25 protein-coding genes and 2 pseudogenes are annotated in these 24,536 nt (G+C 59.3%); 9 read left to right on the top strand and 18 right to left on the bottom strand.

All coding sequences use genetic code 11. The features are described 5' to 3' along the window. The first annotated feature begins 120 nt into the window (after nt 1–120). On the top strand, nt 121–825 hold the full coding sequence (locus DYQ94_RS01085; RefSeq protein WP_119128947.1) for a hypothetical protein: 705 nt from the start codon (nt 121–123) through the stop codon (nt 823–825). A 166-nt stretch (nt 826–991) separates the two neighbouring features. Beyond that, nucleotides 992–1,363, top strand: coding sequence for a hypothetical protein (locus DYQ94_RS01080; protein WP_104627773.1), 372 nt, complete (start codon nt 992–994; stop codon nt 1,361–1,363). Between the two features lie 45 nt (nt 1,364–1,408). Here DYQ94_RS01080 and DYQ94_RS01075 read toward each other — a convergent pair whose 3' ends face one another. Beyond that, the gene (locus DYQ94_RS01075; protein ID WP_160954624.1) at nt 1,409–3,001 is read right to left on the bottom strand and encodes a MobA/MobL family protein; all 1,593 of its coding nucleotides are present in this window, start codon (nt 2,999–3,001) and stop codon (nt 1,409–1,411) included. Between the two features lie 257 nt (nt 3,002–3,258). On the opposite strand from DYQ94_RS01075, the gene DYQ94_RS01070 reads away from it, so the two are divergent. Then, nucleotides 3,259–3,513 carry a hypothetical protein gene (locus DYQ94_RS01070; RefSeq protein ID WP_011346616.1) on the top strand — a complete coding sequence of 85 codons (255 nt, stop codon included), beginning with the start codon at nt 3,259–3,261 and terminating at the stop codon, nt 3,511–3,513. A 148-nt stretch (nt 3,514–3,661) separates the two neighbouring features. Here DYQ94_RS01070 and cho read toward each other — a convergent pair whose 3' ends face one another. From cho to DYQ94_RS01030, 8 genes and pseudogenes are all read right to left on the bottom strand, one after another. Further along, a complete protein-coding gene (cho, locus tag DYQ94_RS01065; protein WP_160954623.1) occupies nt 3,662–4,525 on the bottom strand; it encodes an excinuclease Cho in 864 nt (287 codons plus the stop codon). Between the two features lie 370 nt (nt 4,526–4,895). Beyond that, nucleotides 4,896–5,312 (bottom strand): annotated as a pseudogene (locus DYQ94_RS01060) (XVIPCD domain-containing protein); the annotation flags it as partial. Between the two features lie 988 nt (nt 5,313–6,300). Further along, nucleotides 6,301–6,576 carry a hypothetical protein gene (locus tag DYQ94_RS01055; RefSeq protein ID WP_127169968.1) on the bottom strand — a complete coding sequence of 92 codons (276 nt, stop codon included), beginning with the start codon at nt 6,574–6,576 and terminating at the stop codon, nt 6,301–6,303. 513 nt (nt 6,577–7,089) lie between these two features. Further along, nucleotides 7,090–7,281 carry a hypothetical protein gene (locus tag DYQ94_RS01050; RefSeq protein WP_080948773.1) on the bottom strand — a complete coding sequence of 64 codons (192 nt, stop codon included), beginning with the start codon at nt 7,279–7,281 and terminating at the stop codon, nt 7,090–7,092. A 69-nt stretch (nt 7,282–7,350) separates the two neighbouring features. Next, nucleotides 7,351–7,830 (bottom strand): JAB domain-containing protein, encoded by a 480-nt coding sequence (locus tag DYQ94_RS01045; protein ID WP_160954620.1) that lies wholly within the window; start codon nt 7,828–7,830, stop codon nt 7,351–7,353. Nucleotides 7,831–8,226: 396 nt separating this feature from the next. Continuing rightward, nucleotides 8,227–8,451 carry a hypothetical protein gene (locus DYQ94_RS01040; RefSeq protein WP_047128362.1) on the bottom strand — a complete coding sequence of 75 codons (225 nt, stop codon included), beginning with the start codon at nt 8,449–8,451 and terminating at the stop codon, nt 8,227–8,229. Nucleotides 8,452–8,823: 372 nt separating this feature from the next. Beyond that, nucleotides 8,824–9,567 carry a hypothetical protein gene (locus tag DYQ94_RS01035; RefSeq protein WP_235858416.1) on the bottom strand — a complete coding sequence of 248 codons (744 nt, stop codon included), beginning with the start codon at nt 9,565–9,567 and terminating at the stop codon, nt 8,824–8,826. Between the two features lie 51 nt (nt 9,568–9,618). Next, nucleotides 9,619–9,864 carry a hypothetical protein gene (locus tag DYQ94_RS01030; RefSeq protein WP_184429039.1) on the bottom strand — a complete coding sequence of 82 codons (246 nt, stop codon included), beginning with the start codon at nt 9,862–9,864 and terminating at the stop codon, nt 9,619–9,621. A gap of 357 nt (nt 9,865–10,221) precedes the next feature. On the opposite strand from DYQ94_RS01030, the gene DYQ94_RS01025 reads away from it, so the two are divergent. After that, nucleotides 10,222–11,613: a site-specific integrase gene (locus tag DYQ94_RS01025; RefSeq protein ID WP_184428984.1), complete on the top strand. Its 1,392-nt coding sequence runs from the start codon at nt 10,222–10,224 to the stop codon at nt 11,611–11,613. Nucleotides 11,614–11,793: 180 nt separating this feature from the next. Further along, nucleotides 11,794–12,633: a site-specific integrase gene (locus DYQ94_RS01020; protein ID WP_237474886.1), complete on the top strand. Its 840-nt coding sequence runs from the start codon at nt 11,794–11,796 to the stop codon at nt 12,631–12,633. A gap of 315 nt (nt 12,634–12,948) precedes the next feature. On the opposite strand, the gene DYQ94_RS01015 is transcribed toward DYQ94_RS01020, so the two are convergent. The 6 genes from DYQ94_RS01015 to DYQ94_RS00990 form a co-directional block, all read right to left on the bottom strand. After that, nucleotides 12,949–13,620, bottom strand: coding sequence for an STN domain-containing protein (locus DYQ94_RS01015; protein ID WP_160954618.1), 672 nt, complete (start codon nt 13,618–13,620; stop codon nt 12,949–12,951). Nucleotides 13,621–14,009: 389 nt separating this feature from the next. Further along, a complete protein-coding gene (locus DYQ94_RS01010; protein WP_160954617.1) occupies nt 14,010–14,819 on the bottom strand; it encodes an OBAP family protein in 810 nt (269 codons plus the stop codon). A 40-nt stretch (nt 14,820–14,859) separates the two neighbouring features. Beyond that, nucleotides 14,860–17,469 carry a DNA ligase D gene (gene ligD / locus DYQ94_RS01005; RefSeq protein ID WP_160954616.1) on the bottom strand — a complete coding sequence of 870 codons (2,610 nt, stop codon included), beginning with the start codon at nt 17,467–17,469 and terminating at the stop codon, nt 14,860–14,862. Between the two features lie 13 nt (nt 17,470–17,482). Further along, nucleotides 17,483–17,659 (bottom strand): DUF3606 domain-containing protein, encoded by a 177-nt coding sequence (locus DYQ94_RS01000; RefSeq protein WP_160954615.1) that lies wholly within the window; start codon nt 17,657–17,659, stop codon nt 17,483–17,485. Nucleotides 17,660–17,831: 172 nt separating this feature from the next. After that, nucleotides 17,832–18,341: a ferritin-like domain-containing protein gene (locus tag DYQ94_RS00995; RefSeq protein ID WP_082340521.1), complete on the bottom strand. Its 510-nt coding sequence runs from the start codon at nt 18,339–18,341 to the stop codon at nt 17,832–17,834. Nucleotides 18,342–18,495: 154 nt separating this feature from the next. Continuing rightward, nucleotides 18,496–18,678: a hypothetical protein gene (locus DYQ94_RS00990; RefSeq protein ID WP_160954614.1), complete on the bottom strand. Its 183-nt coding sequence runs from the start codon at nt 18,676–18,678 to the stop codon at nt 18,496–18,498. Between the two features lie 318 nt (nt 18,679–18,996). On the opposite strand from DYQ94_RS00990, the gene DYQ94_RS00985 reads away from it, so the two are divergent. Then, nucleotides 18,997–20,823 carry an ATP-binding protein gene (locus DYQ94_RS00985; protein ID WP_160954613.1) on the top strand — a complete coding sequence of 609 codons (1,827 nt, stop codon included), beginning with the start codon at nt 18,997–18,999 and terminating at the stop codon, nt 20,821–20,823. A gap of 155 nt (nt 20,824–20,978) precedes the next feature. Here the strand turns inward: DYQ94_RS00985 and DYQ94_RS00980 are convergent, their stop codons facing one another. From DYQ94_RS00980 to DYQ94_RS00970, 3 genes are all read right to left on the bottom strand, one after another. Next, nucleotides 20,979–21,479 (bottom strand): hypothetical protein, encoded by a 501-nt coding sequence (locus tag DYQ94_RS00980; RefSeq protein WP_237474885.1) that lies wholly within the window; start codon nt 21,477–21,479, stop codon nt 20,979–20,981. Between the two features lie 70 nt (nt 21,480–21,549). Next, nucleotides 21,550–21,939: a class I SAM-dependent methyltransferase gene (locus DYQ94_RS00975; RefSeq protein WP_046342074.1), complete on the bottom strand. Its 390-nt coding sequence runs from the start codon at nt 21,937–21,939 to the stop codon at nt 21,550–21,552. Continuing rightward, a complete protein-coding gene (locus tag DYQ94_RS00970) occupies nt 21,939–22,799 on the bottom strand; it encodes a hypothetical protein (protein WP_160954612.1) in 861 nt (286 codons plus the stop codon). Before DYQ94_RS00970 ends, DYQ94_RS00975 begins: the two co-directional genes overlap by 1 nt. On the opposite strand from DYQ94_RS00970, the gene DYQ94_RS00965 reads away from it, so the two are divergent. From DYQ94_RS00965 to DYQ94_RS00955, 3 genes and pseudogenes are all read left to right on the top strand, one after another. After that, on the top strand, nt 22,707–23,297 hold the full coding sequence (locus DYQ94_RS00965) for a helix-turn-helix domain-containing protein (protein WP_311541747.1): 591 nt from the start codon (nt 22,707–22,709) through the stop codon (nt 23,295–23,297). The genes DYQ94_RS00970 and DYQ94_RS00965 overlap by 93 nt on opposite strands. A 90-nt stretch (nt 23,298–23,387) precedes the next feature. Continuing rightward, nucleotides 23,388–23,534: pseudogene (locus DYQ94_RS00960) on the top strand (DUF4236 domain-containing protein); the annotation flags it as partial. Between the two features lie 144 nt (nt 23,535–23,678). Further along, nucleotides 23,679–24,521, top strand: coding sequence for a hypothetical protein (locus DYQ94_RS00955; protein WP_237474890.1), 843 nt, complete (start codon nt 23,679–23,681; stop codon nt 24,519–24,521). Nucleotides 24,522–24,536 lie beyond the last annotated feature (15 nt).

Below are 24,536 nucleotides of genomic sequence, written 5' to 3'. Positions count from 1 at the left end.
CGCGTTGCTGGCTTCGATCAATCGACATGCAGCGCACGCAATCAGAGACCGTGTATCTCAACCTATGAGAAAACCTTCGGCGACATTTTGGAGACGTCCCCTCCCACTTGAGTCGAGAAAATGGCCGAGCATCTTTTTGCCCCCATCCCCAGCACGGCCGAACTGCTGACGAAGATCAAAAGACCCCGAGAGGAGCGCTCGACCGCCGCGAAAGTTGAGCGGTGGTGCTTTTACGCGGCTTTGGTCATTGCGGTTCTTATGGCAGCAGCAGCTGGACTCGGAGTGACCGGGATACTGACTGCCGACACGACCAGAGCTGTCTTGATGATCCTGATGATCGTCCTCGCTGCAGATTTCTTGATTTGGTGTGTTACGCAAATTGTGGACATGGTTCTCACGCTTAAAGCCGGGTATCTCGGCGCTGCCACACGGGTAGATGAAGACATCATGCTTGAGCAAAAGATCATCGCCAGCCTGACACGCTGCGAACCGATCCGCCTACGAGAGCATGGCAAGCAACTGGATCTGAAAGCCAAGCTCCTGACCAGAAGATCGCAGATGGGAACAGTGCTATCAGCGGTTGGCGTAGTTGCAATCAATCTCAAGGAGGCTGGTGAAAAAGCCTCCATCTGGGGAAAACTCCAAGATGTCCCACCCTTCGTCTTTGCGGGCAGCTTGGGCGTTCTTATCGGAGCTGCCGCCATCATCATGCTCGCTGGCCAGCTGGAGCGACTATCGGGCTTGCTTATGCTCGCCGCCGACCGGATCGAATCGGACAAGAAACAGGTTGACCGGGCAGCGCCCGGAGACTCCTGTCGCTCCTGAATCACGTAACCAAGCGATTGCCTAATACGTGACGATGGAAGGCTAATACCTCCTATGAAATTACGGCGCAGCCAGCCATCAAATTTGTGAAGTGCCGCGTCAAGCGAGCTCTTGCGTGAAAAGAGCTAACTGATTTTATGGGTGCTTACCCAACACAGGAGCACCCATGCACCACCAAACGCAGATTCAGATCGCCAGTCGCTTGCTCGGCCACCTCCTTCAGCAGCGCACCACCCGCCTTCCCCCTCATGAGGTGGAGGACATCAAATACGCGCTCGACTTGGCTGCCGAGCTACTGAGACTCGGCGGGACAGGGCCAGCCGGTCAGGCGCAGGCATCGACCATGGCCCCATCCCAACCCATCGTCGTCAAACGAGCCGCTGTCGATCGTAGCGTCGTGCCGACCATGCCTGCTTCAATTGAGGAGTGGCGAGAGGCGCGCAAGAAGAACAAGGAGAAGGACAACGTCCCCCGCCCCAAGGAGTCCATTGGAGTCGAGCACATAGATTTGCGCCCTCGTCCTCGGCCCCAGCACTGAGGGCCAAGAGAAAAAGCCCCGCAGATGCGGGGCTTTCGATATTCATCAGGGCCGCGGCCGCCGGCGTGTTGGTTGCAGCGCTGGCACTGGCATCGGCGAAGGCTTGGGCATGGCTGGAGTAGCGTCGATAGATGCAACAGAGCCATGGACGATTTCATGCTCTGGACTTGCGAGCACCGCTTCGCTCCACTGCTCCACCTGAGCCGCGCGGATCTCAATCTCGTTCTCGTCGTCGTTCCACCGCTGCTCGGAGACCGCTGCCCGGGCTGTCGCCAGTTCGGCTGTTCGTTTTTCCAGCACGGCCAACCGCCGTCCTCGTCGCGTTTCCCATTCTTGAGAGGACCACTCGCCATCGGGCCGAGGATGGTCGCCGTTGAACTGCTCCCATGCCTGCTCAGCCAGGTGGAAGAGCTTCTCGGCACGCTCCAAGGCGCTGGTTCGTTGGGCGAACTTCACCACGCTGCGCTTGAGGCGGCCCAGTCGTTCGACCAGCCCATCAAGCCCTCGGCGAAGGTCGACGTTGTCGACAAACGTCGCCGTTTGCGCCGTCCAGTTCCGCAACAGTCGCTGAGTTGCCACCAACACCAGGTCGGACCGAATCGAGAGGATCTCTGCCAGGTCACGAGCCGCTTCCATGACCAACTCACCGATGGAGCGCATTGGTCGAGGTTCTCTCTCTTCTGCAGACCAACCAAGCGCTTCGGACAGGCGCATGCCTCGAAGCCCGTGGATTTCCAATCCAGGCAAAGAGGTCGGGAGATCGTTCTTGGAGCCAGCCCGGCGTCGACGGTCACGCTGCGCCTGGTCATGGCTATGACCATTGGAGCCCGGAACTGCCCTGCCCTCCTGGTCGGCTTGCGCGAGCAACCGTTCGAAGGCCTCTTCGTTTTCTCGAACGATGCGCGCGTTCTCGGCGCCCAGCTCTGTAAGCACGCCTCGGCGTTCGAGGGCGGAGGCCGCTTTGCCCATGTGTTTCGTGGGCTGCCGGGACAGCACCATGGCTTCGGCCCAGTTACCGCGAGCCAGAGCTTCCTCGGCTTGGACCTCCAGGCGGCGATGGTCGACCCGAGCATCGATTCCCGCAGCGGCCAAGTGCGCGTTGATGGTCGAAGCCATGGTGTGGCGAACCCATTCGATCTCGACCTTCCCCGACGCGCCGCCATCCAACTCCCGCGTTTTTTCGGCAAAGCCGTCGCTGGTCAACCTGCGCGTGGTGGCCAGCAGATGCACGTGATGGTTCAGCCCATCCCGTGAGCCCGGGGAGTGGATGCTGGCCTGGACGGCAAACCCGTATCGGGCGACCAGGGCTTGCCCAATGGCCATAGCGAGATCGGACCGCTGCTCGTCGTTGAGCTCGTGGGGCAAGGCCACCTCGAACTCGCGGGCCACCACCGAGTTCTTGCGGTTCTCCGCCGCCTCGGCTTTCGGCCAGAGCTCGGCCGGGACGAAGGCCCATGCCGGGGCATCCTCGGGAGCCAGACACTCAGACGCGACAACTCCACCGCGGCGGCGATAGTCGTGGCGCTGGCCGGTGAGGTGATCGATGAGAAGCAGCCCACCGCGATAAGCGGCAGCGGCGACAGCGGAATCGCCGCGGGAACGACTAAAAACTTTGACGCGGGAGTGGTAGATGGCCATGCAGAGCTCCGGATGAGGTTGCTCCCTTTATGCCGCGGCTTTTGATTTGCGCAAGCGCTTCGCGCTTGGGGTCCGGGGGCGTAGCACCTGGCGCGCGCTATGTCGCAGACATTGCATCAGTGCGCTCTTGCTTCTTTCTTTTAAGCCTTCTTTTTCAGGCTTTTCGATTTTCGAAGCGGCCGAAATTCGAGACCACCTCAACGCTTGACGCAAGCCGTTTTCCTGGTTGACTCATTTCCAAGCGACAGGAGAAACGCATGACCGCAACGAATCACTACCGAGACCAAATTCAGCGGGCCACCGAGCGCTTAGCACAGCTGCAAGCGAAAGAGCTTTTAGCCAACCAGCGCCGCGAAGCAAAGGCGCAGGAAACAGCAAGGCGCGAAGAGATGAGACGGCGGCAGCGAGTGGCTGACCTAGTCTTCCAGACGGGTGCACATGCACTAGACGAGGCAGAACTGGAAACGTTGCTGCTCAATCACATGAGGGACCGGGCAGGCTTGCTCCACTAACCTTGCCCTATCAAGTCAGCTTTTTTGCAAGCCGCCCAATGCTCGCCCATGGTCATCCGAGGCCCTTGCTCCTGCTGGACGCTCCCCGGCTGCATCGGTTCCATGACTTGCCAACGGATCTGGCCCTGTTTGATAGCGCGGAAGAGCTCTACGGGCCGAGGACGGTGATGGCGTGAAGTCCCGACTCTATCGCAGCCCTGATGATCCTGTAGCTGTCCCGGTCGAAGCCCAACGGCTCGCCTTTCAGCTTCCTGGCCGCCGTCAGTGTCGTGACGGTGCCCAGGTAGTGCCAGGCATCCAGCACGTGGAGCTGGCGCAAGTTCTCGCCCTTCTCTTCCAACGCAATCCGGCCACGAAAGGGCCAGGTTGAAAGCTCTAGACGAATGAGTGCAGAACGTAAGCGCTCTTCGTGCTCATCCAGGGTCTCACTTCCCGAGCAAGCGCCCGCGCATCGCTTGAGCATGGCGCGAAAGCATGGGCGGCCCAAAGGCAGCCGCTCGAGCCCTACCAGGGAGTAACAGAGCCGGTGGTCATCGGCGATGCGCCGCAAGCTTTTTTGAGCGGACTGCGGGCTGGAGTAGAGCCCGTAGAGCATCGGTGAGGAGGTCACGTCGTATTCCGCCGAGTGAACGATAGAGACCTCGCCCCGATAGAGGCGGATGGAGAACTGCCGCGGGACCTTCCGAAGCAGCTTGTTGTAGAGCGGCATCTGACGCTTGACCATTTGCGCCTCCAGCAAACGTGCACCAACGTCGCCTGCCATGGAGATACAGGAAACCGAGGTCGTTTGACGAAGCAGTGAGGCCTCTTCTGGGGTGCGGCAATGGTCCATCACCCGGGTGCGCACGTTGATGCTCTTACCGACGTAGAGCGGCAACAGGCCTTCCTTCCCGTGAAAGGTGTAGACCCCTGCTGTTTTGGGAAGTGCTTCCACGCAATCGCGTAAATGCTCTGGGTAAGCGTAATCGAAAACATCGGATGCGCGACGGGCGCGCCTGGCACTACTGGGCATGCGGTGTTGTGAAGGCGGTGATTGTAGGGTGACACTCTGGTGCAACGCCGTCTCAGTCTGTGCGACTGCACTCTGTCCCGCCCGCATCGATCCACTCCGAGCTAGCCTCAGCGTAGCCATGTTCAGCAGAACCTTGATGCAGGGACGCCACCAATCAAGTTAGCGGTAAAGCATCAAAGCGCAGCGGGTCTGGTGCTACTGACGGCTGGACCAGTTCAGCCACGGCATCTCAGACATTCCTAAGAACATGCTTTAGATATAGACCGGGGCAAGGAGAGCCATCTATCAACAACCAGCCTGCCTCTTCGACGCCGTGCGGCGGATAGGAAGGACATTTCTCAATTGAGCCATTCGAGAACGCTCCGCGCGACTACATCGTCATCCTTGGTCCCTGCTCCTGTTGAACGTTTTGCTGCTGCGTCTGTTCGAGCGCCTGCTGGCGGACCTGGTTCTGCTGAATGGTTTCAGCCTGCTGCAGATTCTGCTGGGCCGGCTGCTGGGAGGCTTCGCGTCCATCGACATGGGCATGGAACATGGGCGCGACCCCCACCCCATGTGGAGCGTAGACCGCAAAGACGTTGTGCGCCCCATCTCGGCCTAAGCCCCCGGTGACTTGGTCCACACGTTTCAACAGCGGATCGTCCACCTGCTGCCTGTAGAGCGACGCCGACACGTTGCGGCTCTCCTCGTCGTTCCAGTTGCCCGTGCCTTTGACCCAGTCGTGGATGCGGGCATAGGTCTGATGGTCAGCGTGAGCGGGATTGTCTACCAGCACCTGCGAAGGTGACTGAAGCGAGGGGGGCTCAATGTCCGGGCGATGCTGGGCTGGACCTAGTTGGCGCACTTCCACCTCCCGCTGCTGACCATGAGAGGTATCGACGAATCCGAACGCCCTGCCCTGCCCGCCCAAGTTCAGCCCGGCTCCCTCCAGCTTGACTGTATCGGTGCCGAGCTCTGCGAGGTTGTAACCCAGCCGCGGCAAGGCCTGGGTCGTCGAGCCTGCGCGATCTTTTAGCAACGCAGCCCCTGCGCTCACAGGGTAAGCCGCGTAGTAGCCGGGGTAGTTAGCCGTGCCTTGGCGCCCCATGCTGCTGTCGCTTCTATCGAAGTGGCAAACGGCAACGGCCTCCACAGCCGGGCTGGAAATGCTGTTTCCCGTCCGCTGAAGTCCGCGCTCGTCCAAATGGATGCCTGGCTCAAGCTTTCCGTCTTTCACGCAAGCGGTTGTCGGCTCGACGCGACGCAGAAACTCGGCCTGGTTGAACTCTCCCGTAGTCGTCGTCACTCGACTGGCCACGGAATTCATGCTCACCAACTCGGCCAAGGCTTCGTTCTGCCTCGCGGACGCGATGTATTCCTTGGATGGCGCTGTCACATCAACCACCGATTCACCGTATTGGACGCCGTCTTTTAGAGCGGTATCGAGCTTGAACACAAAGGTGTTCAAGGAAACCTGCGCCGACGGCGCCATCAGCGCATGCCCAGTCTCGTGCCCCAACGTTCCCGCCAACATGTCTAAGCGGTCGGACCGAATGGACGGCGCGAAAATCGAGGTGTTGATGCTGACGGTGCCCGTCCTGTCATCGTAGTGCCCGCCCTCATTCGGCTGGTTGGACACTTCCAGGCGACGGAGGGTGCCCAGATCGATGGCTTGGGTCATGACCGAAGCAAGGTAAGGCGAAGTATCTATGGCTTCACGGAGGTCACGCATCGCACCTTTAGGGAGGCCCGGCTGCCGCTCCAGGTCCTGGAGCAACCGGTCAATGTCGCGCTGATCAGCCATCACGCGGCTCCATTTCGAGCCTGACCCGCGAAACGCAGTGTGGGTCCTCGTGCTTGTCCGTGCTGACGACAACATACAAGCCAAGCCCGTCTGCGAGTGCTCGCTCAAAGTAGACCGTCGGTTTGAAGCCCACCGCGTTCTTGGTCACACCGAACCCGGCTGCAACCAATGGGTCATGCAGTGATTTAAACGACAGGTCGCAGGCCTCGGACGGCCGCACGGTCAGCTCGATGGTGTGCCCAGGATGACGCGCGTAAGGCTTCCACACAGCGAACTCATAGTGCCCCGCACCTAGTGCGCCCTGGAGCCCTGTGCGCCGCCCTTGACTGTCTGGCGTCACCTCAAGCCCTGACACGTGCGCAACGTGAGCCGGGGCCGTGTCTGCTCTGGTTTCGAAAGATTTGGCCATTCGAACGATGGCCTCGACCAATGCACCTGACGTTAGCGCCGGGCCTTGCGGCAATGGTGGGTAATCGCCAGACACCACAGCATTGGGAGCGGCTCGCCGGGTGGCCTCGTCTGCAGCCCTGTCCGCACTAGCAGCGGCTTTGTCTTGCTCGGAGCGCACGTCTGCAGCGCTGGGGGGATGTCCTTCCATTGTTTTCTCCTGAGTGCCTTGGCTACTCGCCGGCCCTTGAGCACAGGCCTGCGTCCCTAACGAAAGAGTAAGCACGACAATGCTGCGAATCAGTAACCGCAAGCTGAGCCTCCGTGGGTGCTCGATGTGCTTCGTTGCCACCAGAGTCTAACCGTCAGGTGCGGCGCGCGTCCCAGAATGGAATCACGCTCTCGGATCACTGGCACCATCAGCACCGTCTACGACAGCGAAGTCACTCACCAGCCATCCGTAAGCATCGCTAAGCGCATCGGCGATGTCTTCTTCGCTCGCGCATTCGACCGTGGCTTCAGTGGGCAATTTAGGACGCTTGCCATCGGTCTCCCAGACAATTCCTCGCACGCGGAACGCTTTCATTCCTGCTCCATGGATGTGGATCTGCCTTGGCAGTCTAGCTTCGGCAGGCGGCACAGGTGAAGGGGCGGGCTATGCCCACCCCCTGCTGGCCAAGCTGACGCTCTTCTGGCCACCGATGACCAGGTGGTCGAAAACCCGGATGTCCAGGAAGCCCAAGGCCTGCTTCAGACGCTCCGTGACTTTGCGGTCGGCTTCGCTGGGCTCCGGGTTGCCGCTCGGGTGGTTGTGAAACAGGATGACTGCGGCGGCGTTGAGGTCCAGGGCACGCTTTGCTACGACTCGCGGGTGGACATCGCACCCGTCGATGGTGCCGCTGAAGAGGTGCTCGGTGGCCAAGATGTGGTGCTTGGTGTCGAGGAAGATGCATCCGAAGACCTCACGCGGCAGGTGGGCACAGCGGGCGACCAGGTAATCGCCAGCCTGCTCGGGGCTGTGAATCCGCCCTTGGCGTTGAAGGCGTTGTTCCAGGATGGTCGCGGCGGCGAGCAAGATACCCTCCTCGTCCATCTGGAGTTGGTATTGAGCCTTCAGATCTTGGGTGCGCTTCATCGGTTTGTCTCCACCGGCGCGTTGTGCGCCTCGTGGGAACCGACAGGCGAAGCGTCCGGGCCTACCGCACCCGAGAGCGAGCACCGTTAGGCGCGCAGCGAAGGGCCGCAACAGAGCGTCAGCGTCGAGAAGGAGGCCTGCCCTTGCGGTCGGGACAGCGGAGCCAAGGTCCTTTTGAGAGGCCCAGCGCATTGTGGAGAAAACACCATGCATGCCAACAAGGCTTACGGGCCAAACGGCGTGCGGATTGACGAAGCGACTGACGTTGTCAGCAGGCTATGGCTGGGTTTTGCAGCCATTGATGAAGCCACTACCTAGCTTTGCTTGCCTTACGCACGCATCACTGCGCACGAGAAGCACGCAACCATCGGGATGGCCTTGGCAACACTCATGAACTCAGACTTGGTTTTCGGTGTTTTCCAGTCCGTGCCAGGACAAGATTTCCTCGGCCCGACGGCCGACGAACTGTGCGTCTTCGCTCGTCGCTGCCTTGCTCTCGATGGCAGCGGCCATGACTGTAAAAGCTCGCCAAAAGTGGCGGCGATCAGGACTCGACGCCCGCAATGTCGGAACGGCTGCGTCCAGGCGTTCGAGGTGAAGGCGAAGCTCGGCTCTGTCCATGGGCTTGAGTATCAGCAGCCTTGTCGCACTGCTTGAGACGCATCCACCAAGGCAGCGCGGAATCAGTTCCGGGTGCCGGCGTGACGCTGCTCAAGCGTCACGCGGGGTGAGCGACCATCGGTCCCGCGTCCGGCAAAGTCAGGTTGCGCTGCAGGCGTTCCGTGGCCTATAGGCCTGACACCGCTTAGGCTGTCAGGAAGTTCTGAGCCGCGCGACACTTGTCACCTACGCAATTGAAACCCGGCTTGGCCGAGGCCGAGCGGCTGGGTCTTCGTAGGCACCTTGATTCCAGGAGTGATAGCGCCAGGGCACGACATCCTCCAAGAACGTGATTGCTGGCGCGATAGTGTGCGTAGCTATACCTAGCGCGCATCAAGGCACACGTTCAAAAAACACCGTGTCGCGTTGACCCCTGACGAACATCGAAAACGTCGCGCTGCCATCCGGACGAACCTGCATGGCGGCTTGGCCGTCGCTGAGCTGACGGCAATATCCACGGTCATTAGCGCCGATCCATGCAGTCAACGCACCATCGACGCGGCCGGCGTATCGCAACTCGACTTGACAATCCCTGGGAGCGCCATAGCGCAGGCGACCAAGCACATCCCCAGGCCGGACGCTGGTCGCAACAATCTCTAACTGTGAGGCCATGAGGCCCGCACCTCGCCAGCGACCGGCTTCGGCCAACTCTGCCCTTTTCTGGTCTAGGGTGACGACCAGAGGCTGCTCATGTCCCAGCACTGTGAGCTCTATGCTCTCTGCTGTCTCATCCATCACCCGAAGCTGAGCCTGTTTACCGGTCTGCACGTCGCAGAACTTGCCACCATTGCGCGACAGCATTGCGTAACCATCGTTCTGCGCCCGCAACTCCAGAGAGCAGTTGAAGGGAGGCCCAAACCGCAAGTCCGCGGTCTGCGGGCCACCAGCACCTGTAGCGCGCTCACTCAAGCGGACATAGACCGGGCCTGTGGCTTCGCTCGTGCGCAGGATTCCGCGCCAATCACCGGCTGGAATGCCATCAGCCGGAGCTGCCTGAGCGATAGGTGGCTTTATACAACTCGCCAAGACTAAAGCGACGCGAAAGATGTGATTCAGAAATTTTCCTTCATTAGACATTGGCGCCTCTCACCAAGTTAGACAGAATGAAATCATCAATTACGGCGTTGCTCACACGCTGCCATTGGCAGCCAGGGGGGCACGTATATGATGACCATGAGTCGCTCTTGGGACCGAGACCTTTAGCAAAAATTTCAAAGCCAGCTCCCGGCACGGCATGCCGTCACCCAGCAACATCAGTGCGGACTCGGTGCTCGGATTGCCCCCCCATGGAAGCCCGATACAGCACTGGCTGCTGACGAACAGCGCGCGATCCGCACGCAGGTAGTCCAGCACCACGCCCTCAAAGGGGTCCATGTTAGTTAACTCCCGTTTTTGGCCGCCTTATTTACCGAGATAATACTAACATCTGATTGATTATTTAGGAACGGTACACCTTAAAAGCTAACATAAGAGCTGTTTTAGTTAGCTTATTTGCATTAAACAGTACAATAATGCCAGGGCAAATCACTCAAAAATATTTCGCCAGTCAGACTTAAATCATTGAATTACATGGATCTATCGAGTTGAAAGCGAACATAATAATTTTGGCTCAAGTCCATGCGACACCGTTGCGGTAGAGTTTGCTTCAGGAAAAGAAAAAACAGCCCGTTTTGATTGACGAATTTCCGGGCTGTTTTATCACTACTTCCATTGAAACAATGGAAGCAAGCAATGTCCTCTATCGTCCAGCAACAACTCCGCGATTACATCACCTCCCCGTTTGGGCTCCTACAAATCAAGGATGTCCATGTTGGCAACGTCCGGGCCTCCGAAATCAACATTACGGGCCGTGAAGCCGCGATCCACGCATTAGAACTCTTTGACCGCGCGGATGAGCGCTCCCGTAGAGTGCGCCTCAGTAAGAATCGGACGCTCTACCCAGAGCCCCTGCCACTCGGATCGCCGGCGCGCTTGCTGTCGGTCGAGATCTCGGACTACCTCAGCTATCGCGAGCGGTGCGGCTTGGCCAAAGAGACCGTCGAGGACACGGCTCGGTCGCTGAAGCTCTTGCGGATTGCCTGCGGTGACGTCCCTGTCTCGCGCATCGACCACGCTCACATCTACAAGCTTTGGGACCTGTTGCGTTGGGCACCACCGCTTCTACTATCCGACTTCAAGTATCGGGACTACACCTTCGAGCAGGCGGTGGCCCTTGGTAAGGAACTTGGCGTGACGCCGCCGGCTCCCGCCACACTGGAGAAGCACCGGCGGTTCCTGGTGACCTTCTTCGGCAAGCTGGTGAAAGCCAAGGCGATTCCCATGTCGCCGATGGAAGCGTTCCCGGAAATCAAGAAAGACTTAGTCGTGGACACGAACAAGCCCGAGCGCTTGTTCGACGAGGAAGAGCTTCAGCGCATCTTTTCACCCAAGACGTTCCCGGCTTGGGCCAAGAAGTATCCACACCGGTGGTGGCTCCCCATGATCTCGCTCTACACGGGCGCTCGCATCAACGAGCTCGCTCAGTTGAAGGTGGCCGACATCGTTGAAGAGGCAAAAGTCTGGTGTATCCGCATCCAAAAAACGGTCGACGCCGATCTCAGGCATAAGGATCGAGACAGGAGCCGTCAAAGCCTGAAAGGCAAAGCAGCAGTTCGCACCCTGCCCATCCCCAAACCATTGCTCGATGCCGGCTTCCTGGACTTTCTGGAGGACATCAAGGCTACTGGCCATCCCAGACTCTTTCCGCATCTGTCTGCGGGCGTGAACCGGGAAACGGGTGAGACCAATGCGCGCTACAGCCAAGGCGCGGTGAACCAGTTCAGCAGCTACATGAAGACCTTGGGCTTCGGAAAGGGGATCGGCGCTCACACCTTCCGCCACACGCTTGCCACCGAGCTTCACCACAAGAACGTGTCCGACCAAGACATCGCCCTCATTACCGGCCATTCGCTGCGGAAGAACGTGCCCGTCTTGCATGACGCGTATTTCCACAAGAAGCCCAAGCTTGCTCGGGCCACGCAGATCAGAATTCTGGCGAAATACAAGCCGCCGGTTGAGCTGCCCAAGTATCGCCGAGGACAGTTCGCCGAACAGTTGTCGGATCCCCGCAAGTTCTACCCCTGACCGCACCTTGCTTTGCTATCGCGACTTGCGATCTTGCTGCCGCGTCATCGCCGCAGCAAGGTCACTTGTTTCGACCATCCGTTGCTAAGCAACTGAAAACGGATGCCAGCGACCAAGTAGCGGGCTCAAACCTCAACGCCCTTCTCCACCCTCCCTTCCCCACCCTTTCGGAATTCAATCATGAGCATCACCAGCACGCCTACTGCCGAACATCTGTCCTCTCTTCTCAATCAATGCCTACCTGGCAAAGTAACCTTTCGAACACCTCGCAGCACCGCAAGCAAAGCATTTGTTATGAATGCCGAATCTCACCGCCAACGCCCGCAGCGTCTTGCTGAGAGCGACCTAGCGACGATTTTCGCATCTCCGGCCTACGATCAATGGGCAGCCAACGAACCGCTGCTTTTTTGGGCCCCCTTGCTCGGACTCTACATGGGTGTCCGGGCATCGGAGGCGGCTGCGCTGTCTATCGACGACATCATCGAACCCGCCGGGCTGATGTGCATCGTGCTCAAGAATCGAGCTACGCCGGAATCGGAAAGCGCCACTGCCTCCAAATACCGAACTCGACAGAGGCATAGCACAGGGTCAATTCCGGTGCCGAAAGTGTTGCTTGATGCCGGGTTTCCGGACTACGTCGCAGCCATCAAAAGCAAGGACAGGCGGGAACTCTTTCCCACCAGCCAGAGGGAGCGAACAGCCGACACAGCCGCATGGCTTAGGAGCAAGTTCGCTCGATACTTGCGCTCTCATGGCATCAAAAAAAGCGGATTCTCAGCGCTACGCCAGACCTTCGGGGAGCGCTTGATGGATGCTGACATCAGCTGGGCTGATAAAAGGGAGTTGGCCCGAGCGTCAGAGCGCCACTTCCCGGCTTTTACGTGGTTCTTTTACCCAAGTTGTCGGATGAGTAGCCTAAAAAAATCGCTGAATAAGATCTCCTGTGATGGGCTGACCTTGCCACGCTTTATGGGCGACCAGGTGCTTGTGCGCACGCATGGGGCTGCCCGTTACGGGTGACTCTTCCAGCCTCAGAAAAAGCGAAGCAGATCTCAAAAGAGCGGAACCCTAGCTTGTGCTACCCAATTCGTTTTGCACTAATGGTCAACATAGGATTTCTCCCTGCGACCAAAAGGAGTTTGATACATGTCGAAAATCACCCTGATCAACCAGACCAACGAGACCGTTCGCAAGTTCTATCCGTAATTGGACTCAGCGGTCGATACTGGACAGCCATGGACTACAAAGCTCCATAGAGTGCTCACCCGTTGTTACCGATCAACCGTCCTCGTGCACATGGTCGGTTAGTAGCCCATCGATACTCTGGCTACCTCATCACCGAGGCAGACGGAGAACCTCAAAGCCGCCCTTGATCGAACGCATCTGGAGGCCTGTTCCATTGAGCATTGCCTGCAAGGCGGCGGTTGGAGTCATTGTGCCCACCACTGGCTGGGAACGCTTACCGCGCGCGAGATCGGTGCCAGAAATCGGACAGCGGGTCGTCAAGCGCAGCTGGTCGAGGGCGCGGTCGAGCTGATCCCCTGGGATGGCAATTGCGACCGGTTCGTTTTGGCAATCGTAGCGGAAGCTCCGAGCCTGGCGCTTGCTGTCGGATGCCACCAACGCATCATTTCCGTAACTGCGGGCGACGCCGCGACGATCGAGTTCAACATCGATTGCACCCAAGGTGCGATTGTACGAGGCCAATTGTCCTGCACTCACGAAACCCTGTTGGCGAGAAAGGCGGTCCATGCTCGCCTGGGTCTGCTCCACCTGGCGCTGAAGCGTGGTCGCACGAACGCTCGTGATTGCGCCGCCACGCAGAGCCTCCTCGATCCGCTCTCCCGTGGCCCCGATGCGAGTGCGTAGGTCTGCGGTCGCCCGATCGTTCAATGCTCGCTGAGATTGTGTTCCATCCTGCTGTTCTGCGGCAGCAATGGTAGACGTGGTTACAACTGCCAGGCCGAATGTGACGGAGAGTAGGGCTCGCGAGAAAGACATAGGCATTTATGCGCTCCTTATGGGCGTAGATGGTCTAAACCGTATGACGCATATACGCAAAAGAAACTGAATAGATGCTGCGTGACCATTATGGAAGATGGCCAGGGTGGAAGTCGCCTTCGCGCCGGAGACACAAAGTGATTATTTCGTTTTATGGTCACAGTGAAATAGGCACTCAACCACCTACTCAACCGCTATGTCAGCACCCGTGAAGCCAACCTGGGCGAGAACGACCCTTGCATAGGAGAGCCGCGTATACGAGGTCGTTTCATGAGCGCTGGTCCAAGCTTGCCTAGGACCTGAATCATCTGACTGCCCCCTATCAACCGACTGCGAGCGCTGCATGAGAGGAGTGCATCGGGCCTGGTCGGCCGCCCGACCGAGCATTCCTGGAGCTACTGGTCGGTCGAGCCTTTGGACGTCGCGTTCTCCTTCTGGTTGGAAGGCTCCTTATCCCGGCTCTCGGTCTCGTGAGCGTGTCTACCGCTTGGGTCTTGGATTTGGATCACCGTCCCCTCTCGCCAGGCGTCTGCGCCCGGGTCTATGTTCGGCGCAGCAATATCGGCGCGGCGCTTTCGCTTGTCCTCGCTGCTGACGCCAAGCCGCGTGTCGCGGGCCGCCACCATCGCCGGGTCCGCTTGGCCATTTTCCGTGAAGCCCATCATCAACTGCGGCATGCCTCGCGGAAGGTCTTTGTCCAAGTCGGTGTGCCAGGTGTGCCACGTTTTCCCATACGTGCGGATGAGTTTCTCCATGAGCTCATGCTCAGCCACCTCCGGGATCCCTGGTGCGATCAGCTGCCCCGATTTCACTTCTTGGACGTGGCTATGCCAGAGCGCTTTCTCCTGCTCAGGGAGGCCCGCGAATAGCTTCTCGCTGATGATGTATTCCACGCCCATCAGCTTGGCGTCTTTCACATTGCCATCGTAGATGGTGCACTGAATGACATCCTCGTTGAGGATTGAGCAGTAATGATGAGCCTCCATCTGGAGCTTCATCTGACCATTGTAGAAATGAAAGCCGTCCAGGTAGGCGTTGACGGCATCGATCGGCGGCCGATCCTGCATCACTGCCGCACCCGTTTCCAAAGCCTTCGTCTTGGCAGTTTCCTCCGCCCCAGGAGCTTGGACACTGGACTCGGTGTTTCCGCCCCCGCACGCGGTTAAGACGAGGGCTGCGGCAGCGGATAGGATGGATCGACGCATCGGTTTCTCTCCCAAATCAGTATCAAGGCAGGCGGCCAGATCAAGCGTCTTGCGCCCACCGGGCCAGGTTTTGCTGGATCGTGTTGATATCCGCCCAAGGATCTTTATTGCGTCTAGCCAACTTCGCCGGCACGTCTTTCATGGCGAAAGCATCCGCACGGGTCAGCTTGGCAAGCTCGCTCCAGGCAATGGGCATGGCCACCGGGGCGCCGGGGCGGCCGCGCAGGGAATACGACGCGACCGCTGTCGCCCCGCGGCCGTTGCGCAGGTAGTCCACAAAAATGCGTTTGTTGCGGAGACTCTTGGTCGAGGTGGCCAAAAAGCGGGTCGGCTCCGATTGTGCCAACGCGTCGGCAAACCCCTTGGCGAAACGCTTGGTCAGGTCCCAATCGCACCCCGGGTTCAACGGCACCACCACGTGCAGCCCCTTGCCGCCTGACACCCGCAAGAACGACTCCAGTTCCAACTGTTCAAGCAGCTTGCGGATATCCACGGCTGCCTTTTTGACTTCGGAAAAGGGCACGTCGGGGCCGGGGTCCAAGTCAAAGACAACGCGGTCGGCGCGATCAGGCGCTTCCGCGTGGCTGCCCCACGGGTGGAACTCCAGCGCGTTGAACTGAACCAGCTCAAGCAAGCTGGCTGCATCCCTGACCACCAAATAGTGGGCGTTGATCCCGCTGTCTTCTTTTAGCCGCACCGAATCCACGAGCTCCAGGCCTGCGGTGTGGTGCTTCTGGAAGAAACAAGGTTTGGCGGTCCCACTGGGGCACCGGATGATCGACAAGGGGCGACCGATAACCTCGGGCAACAAGTGGTCGATCACGGCCGTGTAGTAATCCCACACGTCCTGCTTAGTGGCCTTGATGTCAGGAAAGATCACCTTGGTCGGACTGGACAGCCGAGGCGGTGTGCGGCCTTGGGTTCCTGTCGGGGTCGTGCTGTGCTCTGAAGCGGTGCGGTGCTTTGAAGCGTTGCCGTGCTTTGAGGCGCTCTTGAGCTGCTTGCCAGGGGTTTTGAGCTGGGGGGCATCGGCGGGCTGTTCGACGGTGGCAGCCCTATCCGAGTCGGCCAAATCGGCCACGTCCTTGTCTCGCCTGACCGCCTTGAGCGAGGCTTGGCGCAGCAGTTGCTGCCCGCCGATGCCGCGATAAAAGACCTCCACCACGAACCTCGGCTCAAACCACGTGGCCGAGCGAAGGTCGGTGTCCTCGGTGGGAACGTAAGCGGTAGGCGTCTTTCCACCAGCTCGGCCGACCAGTTGGGCAATCTCTTTGATCAGCACATCGGAGAAGCCTGAACCCACCCGGCCCACGTAGAGCCAGCCGTGCTTGGGGTCAGGCTTGGCCAGAAGCAACGACCCAAAGCCCGTGCGGCTGCCCTTCGGGGCCGTGTAACCCACCACGGCAAACTCGTCGCTGGCCAGCTGTTTGGTCTTCTTCCAGTCCTCGCCCCGGCCCCCGTGATAGGCCCGGTCTGCACGCTTTGAAATGATGCCTTCAAAGTGGCGCTCGCCTGCCAGCCGGTAGGCCGATTCCCCATCGCCCTTGATGTGGGAGCTGAAGGCCAAGTGCCCTGGGCTGCCCTCCAACAGCTCCTGCAGGAGTTCCTTGCGCTCCAGCAGGGGCGCATCGGTAACGTCTATCCCATCGATATGGAGCAGATCGAACAAGACATAGGCCAACGCGCCTTGCCGTTCTCCAGACAGGGTGGCCTGCAGGAGGTTGAAGTCTTCCTTTGTGCCGTTGCCGGCGATGAGTTCCCCATCCAGTGCCCCTGACTTCAGCCCGAGGGCTGCAACGGCATCCCTGATTTCAGGAATCTTCTCGGTCCATTCCAGGGCATTGCGTGACCAGAGGCGCACCTCGCCCTCCGCAATGGTGGCCAGGATGCGGTAGCCATCCCACTTGATCTCATGCACCCATTCGTCGCCCTGAGGTGGAGCGTCGCCGAGCTTGGCCAGCTGCGGTTCGAAGGGAACCTCTGGCGGCTTGGCTTTTTTGGCATTGGTCAGCGCGGCGGCCTTCTTCGCCCAGTCCTTGCGACGGCCCTTACTTGGCAGGGCCACGGCCGTGAGCTTTTTCTTGCCTGCCTTGCCAGCCCCTGCCCGCTTCAGATCTTCAGGAGGCGGCGAGGTGACGTCGCCCAACAGGTCATCTGCCTCCACATCGCTGGCGAAGGCATCGTCTTCTTTGAAAAGGAGCCATTGCGGCTGCTTGGCCGGCTTGCCCGACCGGACCAGATGCCAACCGCCTTTGAGCTTGGTGCCAAAGAGCTCGAAACGCAGGTGTCCCTTGGCGAGTTGGGCCTCCGGGTCGCCTGAGGTGGCCCACACCCCGTGGTCAAACTGGGCGACGTGGCCGCCCCCGTATTGCCCTTTCGGAATCTCGCCTTCGAAGCCGGCGTAGTCCACGGGATGGTCTTCGACCTCCACCGCCATGCGCTTGACCTTGGGGTCGTAGCTGGGCCCTTTGGGAACAGCCCAACTCTTGAGCGCATCGCCTACCTGGAGCCGGAAGTCGTAATGACGGCGGCTGGCATGGTGGAGTTGAACCACGAAAATCGCGCGCTGCCCGGATGGCAAGACCTTCCCTGGCTCGGGCTCCTTGGTCTTGTCAAAGCTGCGCTTCCGGCGGTATTCGGTGAGGGACATGCCCTACTCCCGGTTACTTGCCCAGGTGTTTACGCACTGCCGCCGCGGTTGGGCCGACGGCTTTGACCGCTGCCCGAAGCTCCTCCGCGCTGACGCCCAAGGCCTTAGTCCAATATTGCAGCTCGTAGTCTTCATTGACGTTGATCCGATCGCGGTCCGGGCTACCCGTGTTCTTCTTGTCATCAGTCATGGTGATCTCCTCGATCTGTGGCTATTTGCCATCGTGCTGGTGTTGCTTCTTACGGTGCTCGCTCTCTAGAAGTTCGGCACCCACGTCTATCGCAGAACCTAGGATGTAACGCAGATCAGCGCCCGTCGGCCGTCATAGCGCATCCGACAAGGCGCCGATGAAGAGCCAATCGTTACTTCTTCGCCTCAACGCCCGGAGTGGCATCGCGCACCAGGAACTCTTCGGTGAGTTCTGGCAGGTGCGTCGCAAGCCAGTCGGCCATTGCTTCCTCCTGAACCAAGATCTCCTCGCACACGCGTGCCGTTTCCGGGTCACCGGCGGTCTTGGCCGCCGCGATCAGCGCGGTATAAGACGCGATTTCGAGGTGTTCAAAGACATAGCCGGCCATCGCGCCTTTCACGATTTCGTCTGATGCGGTCATCCCACCCACCGCTTGGCCTAAAGCCGCCATCTTGCCCATCACGTCCTTGATCGTGGAGGGAGAACCGCCCAAACGCTTGATACACCCATCGAGCAACTCTCGCTGGCCGATCGTTTCTTGGATGTGCTCTTCAATCCGCGCCTTCAAGACCGGGTAGTGCTCAATGCGGGACGCTTGGCCCCTCAACATGGTTTCGGCCTGCTGTTCCATCGCATGAGCATCGCGGAGCCAATCAAGCAGGTTTTCTTTGGGTTCGGCCATGAGAATGTCCTCGTTAGATTAGGGGAAACTGCACCCTATCCAGCCAAACATTGAAGAAAAGCGATGTTGAAGTGACGACGGAGCGAATCCGATCAACGGGGCGTCAATTACACATGTGGAAGCATGAAGCTCAGAGACCGCGAGCCGGCTACCCTCAAGCCGACGTCAGGAAGATACTTTGCCTTCCCCCAACCACATAACCCAGGCTCTCGATCGATTTCTTGGCACCTATATCAATCCAGAGATCGCGCTCGACCAATGCGCTCGCTGCCCCGGTCCCGTCCGCCACATTGTCGCCCTCATGTGCTCCAGGTTTGCCCGTGAGCTCGGTTTCCATGCTTTACGACATGTGGTCACCAAGCTCAAGAATGCCCGGGTTCGCCAAGAGGACGTGACCAACATTACGGGACGTTCGAGAACAACCGCTTCCCAGTGTTGAACCTCTATCAAACCACGGAGAACCCCGAAGAGCGGGCCCATCAGATGGCGGTGCTCCAACGGTAGCAGCTGGGTAAGGATGCGAAGTTCTAACCCCTAGATTTTGGTGCTGTCAGCTGGTGGGCGAAACCACCCCGTTGCCGCCCCGCCTGCCCCAAGGCATGATTCTGAGGCGGCCGACTTGGCCGTATGGAAGACGCTCAGGGGGAGCGACGATATGCGCTTGGAAGCAGTCAGTATCTCCAACTTTCGCTGCTATGGCGAAGAAGTCCGGGTTGAGCTCGACGACTTAACGACGTTCGTGGGTCGAAACGATATCGGCAAATCAGCCATCCTCGAAGCGCTGGAGATTTTTTTCAACTCGGACGTGGTGTCTATGGAGCAGGGCGACGCCCATGTCCACAATGCCAACAAGACTGTGTCGGTCACCTGCGAGTTCTCGGAGCTGCCACCGACACTGACGCTGGACGCTGGAGCAGACACAACCTTGGCCGACGAATATCTGCTGTCGCAAGATGGTCGGCTGAAGATTCGGAAATCTTACGATTGCTCCAGCAAAAAGCCGTCTGCTGATGTGTTTGTCCTGGGCTTCCACCCCACTGCCACGGATTTCGACAATCTTCTGGAGCTGAAGGAGAAAGAGCTTCAGAAAAAGGTGAAAGACCTTGGCTTGGAGGTTCCTCTGAAGGGCAATCCCGGTATGCGTCGCGCTCTATGGGGTGCCGCAGGTGACCTCAAGCTTCAAGAGGTCGCCATCTCGGTAGGCAAACCCAAAGAGGACGTCAAGCGCATATGGGATCAAATCGAGCCGCACATGCCCATGTTTGCGCTCTTCCAAAGTGATCGGAGCAGCCGCGACTCCGACACTGAAGTCCAGAGTCCGATGAAAGCGGCCGTAGCTGCCGCAATTGCCGAAGTCCAAGACGACATCGCCCGAATTCAGGCAAAGGTCCGAGAGAAGGCAGAGGAGATCGCTAAGAACACGCACGCGGCTTTGGCCACTATCGATCCCAGTCTTGCAAGCGAATTGACGCCTGAGTTCAGCCCCCCTACTCCCGCCAAGTGGCAGGGCCTCTTTTCGCTGGGTCTAAACACGGACGATGGCATCCCGCTGAACAAACGCGGTAGCGGCGTAAGGAGGCTTGTGCTGGTCAGCTTCTTCAAAGCTGAGGCCGAGCGCCGGCTCAAAACGAGCACAAAGCGCAGCATTATCTATGCGATTGAGGAGCCGGAAACCGCGCAGCACCCCAACAACCAACGCATCCTCATCGATTCGTTCAAGTCGCTTTCCGAGGATCCAGGCTGCCAGGTCATCCTGACCACTCACAGTCCCGGGTTCGCTTCATCGCTTCCCCAAGACAGCATCCGCTATGTTTCTCGCCACACCGAGACCAAAAAACCTCAGATCGAATCGGGCGTAGACGTGTTTGGCAGGGTCGCAGAGGCACTGGGCGTGACTCCTGACAGTCGGATCCAAGTATTGGTGTGCGTGGAGGGACCTACCGATGTCCTCGCAATAAAGGCCCTATCTAACGCTCTCCACGAAGCTGACTCAACATTGCCAAACCTGGGCACTGATTCGCGCGTAGCGTTTGTCGTCTTGGGAGGGGGGACGTTAGAGCATTGGGTCAATCAGCACTACCTGCGCGGCCTCGGAAAGCGGGAGGTGCACATCTACGATGGAGATGTTCCGGCCTACGCGGATAGCGCGGAGCAGGTGAACGACCGAGGAGACGGGTCATGGGCCGTGATCACCATTAAGCACGAGATCGAGAGCTACCTGCACAAGGATGCCATCGCGTTGGCATTTGGGTTTGAGATAGAGGTGACGGACCATCCCATAGAAGGAAAGGCGACACCCAAAGTCTTTGGCGAAGCATTTGCGGCACAACGAGGTCATGGTGCCCCGCTCGGTGACAAAAAAGCCAAAGCCAAACTAGCAGACCGAGCCTTTCCCCGCATGACCTGCGCCATGCTAGATGAGCGCGACCCCAGCGGCGAAGTGCGGGACTGGATGCGACGCCTGGGCGGCATGTTGGTCTAACTTGCCAACCGCGACGTGTCACAACCAATCGATCGGCCGGGGAGCGCTTTAGTTCCCCGGCCTGCTAACTACGTGGTTATTGTCAGGACAAGCGACGACATTTCTTCCGACGCATCGCTGCTCACTTATTGCGAACTTGTGAATCTTAGGAACAGCTAATTTGGAGGGGGCGCCGTGCGCTCCCATGCCCGCCTCGCCCAGCCAACGATGAGCGCTGGAGCCACCACGATCACGCTGCCCCACAAGAACGCGAGGTAGAAGGCAGCCGTAGCGACCTCACCGTAGACCCGATGTTCCGCGAACTTCCAGCCAAGCACGGCACAGCCGAAGACGATAGCAAGCCCCAATCCGCCGCCCACGAGCGCCCCCTTCAGGAATCCGCCTTTGCGAAAGTAGGGAATGCGACCGGTCCTGACATGCCAAGCCCAGACCTGCTGGGCGCGGATGTGCAGCATCAGGCAGAACACCAGGAAGCCGGCGATCAGCAGCCCACCTACACAGTAGACCAAGCCCATCAGCTGCTGGGTCTTGAAGACAGCGTCGAGGCCTGCTCCAAACAACAGCATGCCCAAGGGCCCGAGGATGACGCAGGGCAGGATCATGGCAGCCGGCCCGGTTGGTGCATAAAGCCGCTGGTAGTTCGCTTGGTGGTTCATCTCTTTTCCTCTGTTAGGAGCAAGACCAAACGGTGTCACGGCAACCGCATGGCAAGTGGTTGGTCGAGGGTCAGCCCGCAGATGTTCCGTTGTCGGTCACGTCGACCAGTTCCCAACCTTCGCCCGCCGGCCGGAACTTCATCGTCATCTTTAGGCGCATTTCCTTGGCCTTCGGCGTCGTAGGCTGATCGCCAATGAAGCCCAGTCCATCGACACTTCCGGAGATCCGACAGTCCTGATCACCGTTGGGCAGTTTTGTGCAGGCGATCTCCAGCCCGCTCGCTTCCTTGACTTCGAACCGCCAAGTCCGCTGAAGCGTTGCCTGCCTCCCCTGCTCAGTAAAGAATCGCTCTACCGCTTTGGCAGCGTCCTCCTTGCTCGGCGCATGCTCTGCACCACAGGCCGACAAGCCCAACGCCAAGAAGCACGCCGAAATCCAAACACGTTGAATAGTCCGCATCACGACTCTCCCTTCTTCTGTTTGGTCAGGTCCACTCCGATGACCTCGTTTCGGTAACCCACCTGGACGCGCTCGACGTCCACCTCGGCGCGCGGGTCTCCGTTCTCCAACCAGACCCGCTTGACGGTGAAGACCACCAGATCGTCCCTGGCGTCCCTGCCCTGCTTGAACAATCCGGCTGCCTCGCTTTCGCTCATACGGATCGGAAGATGAAAGTGCCCGGCATGCTGGGGTGTCCAAACAGATCGCTCACTGCGAGCACTGGTCGGGACAAACCCCTCGCCGGTGATGCCCTCTACCTGGAATCCGGTGATCCAAGGAATCGGCACGTAGATATCCAAGATGCCGCGCTGCCGGTCATAAGACGGCTGATCCACGATGTTGGGGCGAACGGCAAAACGCTGGATTCCACGGAAGCGCTCGGCCCGCGCATCAAAGGCCGCGCCATACTTGCGCTCAACGGCTTCCGGCTCCTGAGGGGTGATGCCATTCGGGCCGTTCCGCTTCGTGTCGATCAACCACTCGCCATACAAGCACTGCTCGCGCTCGGTCTTGCTCAACCGGTAGCTGGACCGCGTCAACGCAATCAGCCCCGCATCGCAGGTGTGGTAGCCCGCCGAGGCCGTGGACGCCAACCCAGCGCGGATGTGTTGCGCGCCTGCCAGTTCGTCCTGGTCGAGGTCCCAGTAGGTCCCTTGCGGATCGAGATACGGGCTCTTGGCCCTGTCCCTTGATACCTGCGGAGCCCAGGTGATAGCCCGCCCAATGTGCTGAAGAAGATTTCCCCTGTCCTGCGCTTGCACCGCCATGCTTGCTGCCAGGACGCACGCGCCCGTGACTGCAGCCCACTGCTTCTTCATGCCCTGCTCCTTGTGCCAAGTTGCGACAAACTTACGTGTCACGTAGAGTCTACCCGTGGCGTAAGGCTTCCGTCATGCTCTTTCCATGCCTGCACTGCATCGATTCAGCCTGTGAAGCCCGCCACTCCCGCCCCTCGGGAGATCGTGGCCGCGCGCCTGCGCCAAGCCCGCGAACGACGGGGCCTGAGTCAGCGCGAGGTAGGGATGCGAATGGGCCTGGACAAAGACACAGCGTCAGCGCGGATATCCCGGTATGAATCCGGAGCCATGTCCATCAGCCTCGAGGCTTTGTTCGAGATGGCCGAAGCGCTGGAAGTGCCGCCTGCTTTTTTACTGGCGGGCACCCCTGGGATGGCCGACGCAATTTTGGCATTGGGGGAGCAGAGCCATACTCAGCAAGACCAACTGGCAAAAGTCTTGGTGGCGCTATCTAAGCTGGAGCCCAAGGTGCGTGCTGCGCGCGTCCAAAAGCTGTTGATGCCAAACGCTGACGAATAGCGGAACCATCCGAGGCACCCCGAACCCGCTACTGCAGCGGAGCCACGTGCTATACAAGCATCTGGCACGGAGGCCTAGGGGGGCCTAAGCATGGGACTTTATCTGCGCAAGAGCGTGAGGGTTGGACCTCTGCGGTTCAACTTGTCGAAGGGCGGGATTGGCGTCTCGGCCGGGATCAAGGGGTTCCGGGTCGGGACTGGTCCGCGGGGTAACTACGTGCACATGGGTGCAGGCGGCATCTACTACCGCGCGACCATTCCTTCGGGAGCTACGCGTCCTCGTCCGGTGTCACCACGCGGTTCCGTCCGTCCCGTGCCTGGTGCCCAGTACTCCCCGTCTTCACCCCCACAATGGCCTGAAATTTCGCGCACGCATGGCCCGATGGTCGACATAGATTCGGCCGACGCGACCACGATTGTGGACTCGTCCTCCCAAGCACTGCTGGAAGAGCTCAATACAAAGAAGAAGAGGTGGCGCATGTGGCCAGGCGTCGCTATGGTTTCGGCGCTAGTCCTTTTGATTGCGGCTGGCAACGAAGCCCCGGACTGGGCGCTGGTCATGATGGCCTTCTTGGGCGTGGGAGCTATCATCGCAGCGCATTTGAAGGATCAGCTCCGGAAGACGGCAGTTCTGATGTATGAACTGGACGAGCCGATGGAGAAGGCGTTGGAAGCACTCCACGCAGGAGCCCACGCCATAGCCTCCGCTTATGCCACGTGGCACGTGTCCTCCCACGCCAAGGTCTTCGACCGGAAATACCACGCTGGGGCAGGAACCCTTGTTAAGCGCAAGCCGACGCGTTTTGCCTCAGCGCCCCCCCCATTTGTCAAAACGAACATCAAGACCATCGCCGTCAATGTCGGAACCCAGGCACTCCATTTTTTCCCGGACCGCGTTCTGATCTACGACGCGAATGGCGTTGGCGCGGTGGGCTACAAAGAGCTACAGGTGCTGGTGTCATCCACTCGCTTTATTGAGGATGGCAGCGTTCCGCGTGATGCAACGGTGGTGGATCGGACATGGCGTTACGTCAATAAGAAAGGAGGCCCTGACCGCCGCTTCAAGGACAATCGGGAGCTGCCGGTATGCCAATACGAAGAGGTCGCCCTGCGCAGCGACACCGGCCTCAACGAGCTACTACAGATTTCTCGTCTGGGATCAGGAGCGGGGTTCGCCTCAGCCATTGCGGGCCTATCCCGAGTCATGCCTAGAGAGCTGCCCTAGCGATCGCCTCTGTCA

Source organism: Xanthomonas sp. LMG 8993 (assembly GCF_009835065.2).
GTDB lineage: Bacteria > Pseudomonadota > Gammaproteobacteria > Xanthomonadales > Xanthomonadaceae > Xanthomonas > Xanthomonas arboricola.
Note: the sequence above shows the minus strand (reverse complement) of the source record. Positions and strands in the feature narration are given on the sequence as shown.

What these genes read in the sequence shown, in the direction of transcription:
- DYQ94_RS01045 (WP_160954620.1), bottom strand. Translation starts at nt 7,830, where the DNA reads ATGAAGCGCACCCAAGATCTGAAGGCTCAATACCAACTCCAGATGGAC.
- DYQ94_RS01035 (WP_235858416.1), bottom strand. Translation starts at nt 9,567, where the DNA reads ATGTCTAATGAAGGAAAATTTCTGAATCACATCTTTCGCGTCGCTTTA.
- DYQ94_RS00980 (WP_237474885.1), bottom strand. Translation starts at nt 21,479, where the DNA reads ATGAACCACCAAGCGAACTACCAGCGGCTTTATGCACCAACCGGGCCG.
- DYQ94_RS01025 (WP_184428984.1), top strand. Translation starts at nt 10,222, where the DNA reads ATGTCCTCTATCGTCCAGCAACAACTCCGCGATTACATCACCTCCCCG.
- DYQ94_RS01030 (WP_184429039.1), bottom strand. Translation starts at nt 9,864, where the DNA reads ATGGACCCCTTTGAGGGCGTGGTGCTGGACTACCTGCGTGCGGATCGC.
- DYQ94_RS00985 (WP_160954613.1), top strand. Translation starts at nt 18,997, where the DNA reads ATGCGCTTGGAAGCAGTCAGTATCTCCAACTTTCGCTGCTATGGCGAA.
- DYQ94_RS01050 (WP_080948773.1), bottom strand. Translation starts at nt 7,281, where the DNA reads ATGAAAGCGTTCCGCGTGCGAGGAATTGTCTGGGAGACCGATGGCAAG.
- DYQ94_RS01075 (WP_160954624.1), bottom strand. Translation starts at nt 3,001, where the DNA reads ATGGCCATCTACCACTCCCGCGTCAAAGTTTTTAGTCGTTCCCGCGGC.
- DYQ94_RS00955 (WP_237474890.1), top strand. Translation starts at nt 23,679, where the DNA reads ATGGTCGACATAGATTCGGCCGACGCGACCACGATTGTGGACTCGTCC.
- DYQ94_RS01000 (WP_160954615.1), bottom strand. Translation starts at nt 17,659, where the DNA reads ATGACTGATGACAAGAAGAACACGGGTAGCCCGGACCGCGATCGGATC.
- DYQ94_RS00970 (WP_160954612.1), bottom strand. Translation starts at nt 22,799, where the DNA reads ATGAAGAAGCAGTGGGCTGCAGTCACGGGCGCGTGCGTCCTGGCAGCA.
- DYQ94_RS00975 (WP_046342074.1), bottom strand. Translation starts at nt 21,939, where the DNA reads ATGCGGACTATTCAACGTGTTTGGATTTCGGCGTGCTTCTTGGCGTTG.
- DYQ94_RS01015 (WP_160954618.1), bottom strand. Translation starts at nt 13,620, where the DNA reads ATGCCTATGTCTTTCTCGCGAGCCCTACTCTCCGTCACATTCGGCCTG.
- DYQ94_RS01010 (WP_160954617.1), bottom strand. Translation starts at nt 14,819, where the DNA reads ATGCGTCGATCCATCCTATCCGCTGCCGCAGCCCTCGTCTTAACCGCG.
- DYQ94_RS00995 (WP_082340521.1), bottom strand. Translation starts at nt 18,341, where the DNA reads ATGGCCGAACCCAAAGAAAACCTGCTTGATTGGCTCCGCGATGCTCAT.
- DYQ94_RS01020 (WP_237474886.1), top strand. Translation starts at nt 11,794, where the DNA reads ATGAGCATCACCAGCACGCCTACTGCCGAACATCTGTCCTCTCTTCTC.
- DYQ94_RS01085 (WP_119128947.1), top strand. Translation starts at nt 121, where the DNA reads ATGGCCGAGCATCTTTTTGCCCCCATCCCCAGCACGGCCGAACTGCTG.
- DYQ94_RS01080 (WP_104627773.1), top strand. Translation starts at nt 992, where the DNA reads ATGCACCACCAAACGCAGATTCAGATCGCCAGTCGCTTGCTCGGCCAC.
- ligD (WP_160954616.1), bottom strand. Translation starts at nt 17,469, where the DNA reads ATGTCCCTCACCGAATACCGCCGGAAGCGCAGCTTTGACAAGACCAAG.
- cho (WP_160954623.1), bottom strand. Translation starts at nt 4,525, where the DNA reads ATGCCCAGTAGTGCCAGGCGCGCCCGTCGCGCATCCGATGTTTTCGAT.
- DYQ94_RS01070 (WP_011346616.1), top strand. Translation starts at nt 3,259, where the DNA reads ATGACCGCAACGAATCACTACCGAGACCAAATTCAGCGGGCCACCGAG.
- DYQ94_RS01040 (WP_047128362.1), bottom strand. Translation starts at nt 8,451, where the DNA reads ATGGACAGAGCCGAGCTTCGCCTTCACCTCGAACGCCTGGACGCAGCC.
- DYQ94_RS00990 (WP_160954614.1), bottom strand. Translation starts at nt 18,678, where the DNA reads ATGGAAACCGAGCTCACGGGCAAACCTGGAGCACATGAGGGCGACAAT.